Source organism: Pseudomonas sp. efr-133-TYG-23 (genome assembly GCF_030209215.1).
GTDB classification, from domain to species: domain Bacteria; phylum Pseudomonadota; class Gammaproteobacteria; order Pseudomonadales; family Pseudomonadaceae; genus Aquipseudomonas; species Aquipseudomonas rhodesiae.
Genome location: NZ_JARVSL010000031.1, coordinates 110,043 through 116,961 on the forward strand (window position 1 = coordinate 110,043; position 6,919 = coordinate 116,961).

General features: G+C 62.2%; 5 protein-coding genes. 3 read left to right on the forward strand and 2 right to left on the reverse strand.

What is annotated here, in order from left to right:
- Position 1: 1 nt before the first annotated feature.
- Positions 2–1,738 (reverse strand): arginine--tRNA ligase, encoded by a 1,737-nt coding sequence (gene argS, locus QRN41_RS21285; RefSeq protein ID WP_034095504.1) that lies wholly within the window; start codon positions 1,736–1,738, stop codon positions 2–4.
- Positions 1,739–1,848: 110 nt separating this feature from the next.
- Positions 1,849–4,068: a primosomal protein N' gene (locus tag QRN41_RS21290; RefSeq protein WP_285422108.1), complete on the reverse strand. Its 2,220-nt coding sequence runs from the start codon at positions 4,066–4,068 to the stop codon at positions 1,849–1,851.
- A 216-nt stretch (positions 4,069–4,284) separates the two neighbouring features.
- On the opposite strand from QRN41_RS21290, the gene rpmE reads away from it, so the two are divergent.
- The 3 genes from rpmE (at position 4,285) to QRN41_RS21305 (ending at position 6,783) form a co-directional block, all read left to right on the forward strand.
- On the forward strand, positions 4,285–4,503 hold the full coding sequence (rpmE, locus tag QRN41_RS21295) for a 50S ribosomal protein L31 (protein WP_010213765.1): 219 nt from the start codon (positions 4,285–4,287) through the stop codon (positions 4,501–4,503).
- 35 nt (positions 4,504–4,538) lie between these two features.
- On the forward strand, positions 4,539–5,336 hold the full coding sequence (locus QRN41_RS21300) for a thermonuclease family protein (RefSeq protein WP_167416745.1): 798 nt from the start codon (positions 4,539–4,541) through the stop codon (positions 5,334–5,336).
- Between the two features lie 178 nt (positions 5,337–5,514).
- On the forward strand, positions 5,515–6,783 hold the full coding sequence (locus QRN41_RS21305) for a malic enzyme-like NAD(P)-binding protein (protein ID WP_034095507.1): 1,269 nt from the start codon (positions 5,515–5,517) through the stop codon (positions 6,781–6,783).
- Positions 6,784–6,919 lie beyond the last annotated feature (136 nt).

Consider the following 6,919-nt stretch of genomic DNA (forward strand, 5'->3'; position numbering starts at 1 on the left):
CTTACATACGCTCCAGAGTTTCCAGGCCCAACAGTTCCAGGCCTTGCTTGAGGGTCCGTCCAGCCAGTGCGGCGAGGCGCAGGCGACTCTGCTTGTGGGCTTCGTCGTCGGCGGTGAGGATCGGGCAGTTCTCGTAGAAACTGGAGAACAACCCGGCCACTTCGTACAAATAGGTGCACAGGATATGTGGCGTGCCTTTTTCGCCGACGCTGTTCAGCACTTCGCCGAATTGCGCCAGCTTGGCGGCCAGGTCCTGTTCATGGGGGGCGTCCAGCACGATCTGGCCTTCGACTTGGCTGAAGTCCTTGCCCAGTTTGCGGAACACGCCGGCCACGCGGGTGTAGGCGTACAGCAGGTACGGCGCCGTATTGCCTTCGAAGTTGAGCATCAGCTCGAAGTTGAAGCTGTAGTCACTGGTGCGGTGCTTGGACAGGTCGGCGTATTTCACCGCGCCGATCCCCACCACGCGGGCGATGTTGCGCAAGTCGGCTTCGGCCAGCTCCGGGTTCTTTTCCTTCACCAGGTTATAGGCGCGGTCCTGGGCTTCGTTGAGCAGGTCGATCAGCTTGACGGTGCCGCCATCGCGGGTTTTGAACGGGCGGCCGTCGGCGCCGTTCATGGTGCCGAAGCCCATGTGTTCCATATGCATCGGGTGGGTGACGAAACCGGCGCGACGCGCTACTTCGAACACCTGCTGGAAGTGCAGGGCCTGGCGCTGGTCGACGAAGTACAGTGCACGGTCCGCCTTGAGCACGCCACTGCGGTAGCGTACCGCCGCGAGGTCGGTGGTGGCGTACAGATAGCCGCCATCGGCCTTGACGATGATCACCGGCAGCGGCTCGCCGTCGGCGGTCTTGAATTCTTCGAGGAACACGCACTGCGCGCCGTTGCTTTCCACCAGCAGGCCCTTGGCCTTGAGGTCGTTGACCACATTGATCAGGTCGTCGTTGTAGGCGCTTTCGCCCATCACGTCGGCCATGGTCAGTTTGACGTTGAGCAGGGTGTAGATCTGCTGGCAGTGGGCTAGGGAGATATCGCGGAAGCGGTTCCACAGCGCCAGGCATTCTTCGTCGCCGGCCTGCAGCTTGACCACCAGGCCACGGGCGCGGTCGGCAAACTCTTCGGATTCGTCGAAGCGCTTCTTGGCGGCGCGGTAGAAGTTCTCCAGGTCCGACAGCTCATTGCTGGTGATCGGGTTTTCTTGCAGGTACGCCATCAGCATGCCGAACTGGGTGCCCCAGTCGCCCACGTGGTTCTGGCGGATCACGGTGTCGCCGAGGAATTCCAGCACCCGTGCCACGCCGTCGCCAATGATGGTCGAGCGCAAGTGGCCGACGTGCATCTCTTTGGCCAGGTTGGGCGCCGACAGGTCGATGACCACGCGCTGGTTGTCGCCGGCCTTGCGCACGCCGATGCGGGCATCGGCCAGCGCGGCGTCCAGGCGCGAGGCCAGGGCCTGGGTGTTCTGGAAAATATTGATAAAGCCCGGGCCGGCGATTTCGGCCTTGCTCACCTGCGGGTCGGCCGGCAGGGCGGCGATGATTTTTTCCGCCAGGTCGCGCGGCTTCATGCCGGCCGGCTTGGCCAGCATCATCGCGATATTGCTGGCGAAGTCGCCGTGGGTCTTGTCACGGGTGTTCTCCACCTGAATCGCCGGCGTCAGGCCTTCAGGCAACACACCTTCGTTGACGAGTTGGGTGAGGGCTTGTTGGATCAGCTGGCGAATGGTGTCTTTCATGGTGTTCTCTTTCGACCGCAAGCGGCGGCGCGCGATGCGCAGGTGGAAAAACTGGGCATTATCCGTGGCGGGGGCGGGCTTGCCAACCTTCGCGGGACCTGTGGCCAGGCTTAATACAAATCTACCGGGTCTACGTCCAGCGACCATCTCACTTGGCGACCGCTCGGCATTTGCTCCAGCGCAAGTAACCAGCTACTTAACAGGCGATGCAAGGGGGCTCGCGCGCTGGCTTGCAGCAGCAGCTGTGCCCGATAACGTCCAGCGCGGCGCTCCATGGGCGCGGGCACCGGGCCAAGCAGTTCGATGCCGGTCAGACCCAACTCACCAAGCAAACGTTCGGCGGCGCTGCACGCTTCATCCAGAAAACCTTCGGCCTGCCCCGGTTTATGCGCCTCGGCGCGCAGCAGCGCCAAGTGTGCGAACGGCGGCAGGCCGGCGGAACGGCGTTCGCTCAGGGCCTGTTCGGCAAAGGCGAAATAGCCTTGCTCGGTCAGTTGGATCAGCAACGGATGGTCGGCCAGGTGTGTCTGGATAATCACCCGGCCGGGCTCCTCGGCCCGTCCCGCGCGGCCGGCGACCTGCACGATCAACTGCGCCATGCGCTCGCTGGCGCGGAAATCACCGGAGAACAGGCCGCCGTCGGCGTCCAGGATCGACACCAGGGTCACCCGAGGGAAGTGATGGCCTTTGGCAAGCATCTGGGTGCCCACCAGAATGCACGGGTGGCCCTTCTGGATGGTGGCAAACAGTTGGTTCATCGCGTCCTTGCGCGACGTGCTATCGCGGTCGACCCGCAGCACCGGGTAATCCGGGAACAGAATGCCCAGGCGCTCTTCGGCGCGTTCGGTGCCCGCGCCGACCGGCCGCAGGTCCACCTTGCCGCACTGCGGGCAGTGGCGCGGCACCCGCTCCACATGGCCGCAGTGATGGCAGCGCAACTCGCCGTAGCGCTGGTGCACGGTCATACGCGCGTCGCAGCGTTCGCACTCGGACATCCAGCCGCAGTCATGGCACAGCAGGGTGGGGGCAAATCCACGACGGTTGAGGAACACCAGCACTTGCTGGCCGGCGGCAAGGGTCTGGCCGATGGCTTGTTGCATCGGCCCGGAAATACCACTGTCCAGTGGACGGCTTTTCACGTCCAGACGCAGGAAGCGTGGCTGCTTGGCGCCACCGGCCCGCTCATTCAAGCGTAGGAGCCCGTACCGGCCGGTGTAGGCGTTGTGCAAGCTCTCCAAGGATGGTGTGGCTGAGCCCAGCACAATCGGAATGTCTTCCTGGCGCGCGCGCACCAGTGCCAGGTCGCGGGCGTGGTAGCGCAAGCCTTCCTGCTGCTTATAGGAGCCGTCGTGCTCCTCGTCGATGATGATCAGCCCAGGGTTTTTCATCGGCGTGAACAGCGCCGAACGGGTGCCGATGATGATGTCGGCCTCGCCGTCCCGCGCTGCCAGCCAGGACTCCAAGCGCTCGCGGTCGTTGACCGCCGAATGCACCAGGGCGATACGCGCGTTGAAGCGCTGTTCGAAGCGCGCCAGGGTTTGCGGGCCGAGGTTGATCTCAGGGATCAACACCAGGGCTTGTTTACCGGCCTGCAGGGTTTCGCGGATCAGTTGCAAATAGACTTCGGTCTTGCCGCTACCAGTGACCCCGGCCAGCAGGAATGCGTGGAAACTGTCGAAGCCGGCACGAATGGCTTCATAGGCGGCGCGTTGCTCGGCGTTCAGCGGCAGTTCCGGTTGGGCCAGCCAATGTTCGTGGCGAGGGTCTGGGGCATGCTTGCGGATTTCCACCTGCACCAGGCCTTTGGCGAGCAGCAGGTCGAGGCTGTCCTTGCTCAACATCAGCTTGCTCAGCAACTGATGGGCTACGCCATGGGGGTGTTGGGCCAGCGTCGCCAAGGCTTCGCGCTGGCGCGGCGCGCGGGCGATGCGTGGGTCGTCCAGACGCGCGCCAGGCACCGTCGACCAGAAACGCTCCTGGCGCGCCTCGGCCAGTTCGCCCTGACGCAGCAACACCGGCAGCGCCCAACTCAGGGTGTCGCCCAGGCTGTGCTGGTAATACTGGGCGGTCCACAAGCACAGCTTGAACAGCGCCGGTGGCAGCGGCGGCGTGGCGTCTAGGATCGCCACGGCCGGCTTGAGTTTCTCGGCGGGCACTTCGCTGTGGTCGGCAACTTCCACCAAGATGCCGATCATTTCCCGCCGTCCGAACGGCACACGTACCCGCATGCCCGGCTGCAACTGCGCACGCAACACGTCGGCCGGCGCCCGGTAATCGAACAGGCGGCGCAGGGGCGAAGGCAGGGCGAGGCGCAAAATGGCGTCGGGCACGCGGGGAGTCTCATATAAAGGCAGGCGGTGGCGCAGGGGCGCGAGCCTAGCAGAGGAGGGCGTTAATGGGTATGCCGTGGTTTTCTGATGAAAGGGGCTTGCTGACGGTAAGGTCCGCTTGCGCGATTGCAAAGGTCTGGTAGAATCCGCGGCCTAATTACGTGCGGTATTCGACAATAGTGTCGAGTGGCGGCACGCTAGCCCGAGGAAGTCACCATGAAAGCCGATATCCATCCAGCGTACGAAACCATCGAAGTAACCTGCAGCTGCGGCAACAAGTTCGAAACCCGTTCGAACCTGTGCAAGCCACTGGGTACTGACGTATGCAACGAGTGCCACCCGTTCTACACCGGTAAGCAGAAAACTCTGGACACCGGCGGCCGTGTACAGCGCTTTGCTGACCGTTTCGGTGCTTTCGGTGCCAAAAAGGCCTAAGGCCGATCAACTTGGGAAGCCGCTGCGGTTTTTCCATGCTGATGAAAAAGGCGTCCCTTGTGGGCGCCTTTTTTGTGCCTGGGATTTGGCTGTCGGCGGTTCAGGCCGAGGTGTTTTGCCCGGCGCCGGCATCCTTGGTCCAGGTGGAAGTGCAGCGCGTGGTGGACGGCGACACCGTGCGCCTCAAGGATGGCCGCAGTGTGCGCATGATCGGCCTCAATGCGCCGGAAACCGGTAAAAAGGGGCGGCCGGACGAGCCGTTCGCCGTCGCCGCCCGCGAGCGCCTGCAAGCCTTGGTCCAGGCCAGTGACGGGCGGGTCGGCCTGGTGCCGGGGCGCGAAGCCAAGGATCACTATGGGCGAACCCTGGCCCATCTCTACGGCGCCAATGGCCGCAATCTGGAAGCGCAATTGCTCGCCGATGGGCTGGGGTTTCAGGTGGGCGTCGCGCCGAATATCGATCTGGTGGACTGTCAGCAGGCGGCCGAAAACAGCGCGCGCAAAGCGCGAGTGGGGCTGTGGCGGCAATCGCCGGTGCGCTCGGTGGCGCAAATCAAACGTTCTGGGTTCGCAGTCATCAACGGGCAAGTCCGGAGTATCGAACGCAATCGTGGCGGAATCTGGATCGAGTTACAGGGCTCATTGGTATTACGCATTGCACCCGATCAGGCCCGACAATTCGACTCGCGCCTGCTCACTGGTCTGCAAGGCAAGACCGTCGAGGCCCGTGGCTGGGTACAGGATCGCTCCCGGCGGGGTGGCTTTAAAAACCATCAAGCGCGCTGGTTAATGCCGCTGACCGATTCCAGCATGCTAAAAGTGCAGCGCGAATAAAAAATTGTAGACATTTTTTTATAGGATTGTGAACAGTCCAGCCCTTATATCCCGTGGCCTTAGACCAAAGTACGGCGCTTTGGGGCCTTGACACCGGTGACTGCCCAGTCTTGTAGGGGCTTTACGACACGCGTATCCTCGGCGGTCCGTCGACCAACAGTAAAAGCGGAATGCCGATATGTCTGATTTGAAAACTGCCGCTCTCGAATATCATGCCCATCCTCGTCCAGGAAAGCTGAGTGTAGAGCTCACCAAAGCCACCGCCACCGCCCGCGACCTGTCGCTGGCCTACAGCCCTGGCGTGGCCGAGCCCGTACGTGAAATCGCTCGCGACCCCGAGCTGGCGTACAAGTACACCGGCAAAGGCAACCTGGTTGCAGTGATTTCCGATGGCACCGCGATTCTCGGCCTGGGCAATCTCGGCCCATTGGCGTCCAAACCAGTCATGGAAGGTAAAGGCGTGCTGTTCAAGCGCTTTGCCGGCATCGACGTGTTCGACATCGAAGTCGATTCCGAGAGCCCGCAGGCTTTCATCGACACCGTCAAACGCATCTCCATCACCTTCGGTGGCATCAACCTGGAAGACATCAAGGCACCTGAGTGCTTCGAGATCGAAAAGGCCCTGATCGAGCAGTGCGACATTCCGGTATTCCACGATGACCAGCACGGCACCGCGATCGTAACCGCGGCCGGCATGATCAACGCCCTGGAAATCGCTGGCAAAACCCTGGCTGACGCCAAGATCGTTTGCCTGGGCGCCGGCGCGGCGGCTATCTCTTGCATGAAGCTGATCGTTAGCATGGGCGCCAAGCTGGAGAACATCTACATGGTCGACAGCAAGGGCGTGATCCAGTCCGAGCGTACCGATCTGAACCAGTACAAGGCGATGTTTGCCCACCCGTCCTCCAAGCGCACCCTGGCTGACGCCCTGAACGGTGCCGACGTGTTCGTCGGCCTGTCCGGCCCGAACCTGCTGAGCGCCGAAGGCCTCAAGTCCATGGCGGCCAACCCGATCGTGTTCGCCTGCTCCAACCCGGACCCTGAAATCGCGCCTGAACTGGCTCACGCCACCCGTAACGACGTGATCATGGCCACTGGCCGTTCGGACTACCCGAACCAGGTCAACAACGTGTTGGGCTTCCCGTTCATCTTCCGTGGCGCCCTGGACGTTCGCGCCAAGCGCATCAACGAAGAAATGAAAGTAGCGGCCGCCAACGCCCTGCGTGAACTGGCCAAACTGCCAGTCCCTCAGGACGTTTGCGACGCCTACGGTGGCGCCAAGCTGGAATTCGGTCGTGAGTACATCATTCCGAAGCCAATGGACAAGCGCCTGATCACCGTGATCTCCGACGCCGTAGCCAAGGCTGCGATCGAGACCGGTGTGGCTACCCTGCCGTATCCGAAGCACTACCCGCTGCAAAGCGTTGATGATGTGTTCAACGGCTAAGCCGTAGACCCATAAAAAAACCCGGCTCAGAACGCCGGGTTTTTTTATGGGGAAGTTTCAAGCTGCAAGCGGCAAGTTCAAGAACGGCACATAGCAGCTCTTAACTTGCCGCTTGTAGCTGACAGCTTGCCGCTCT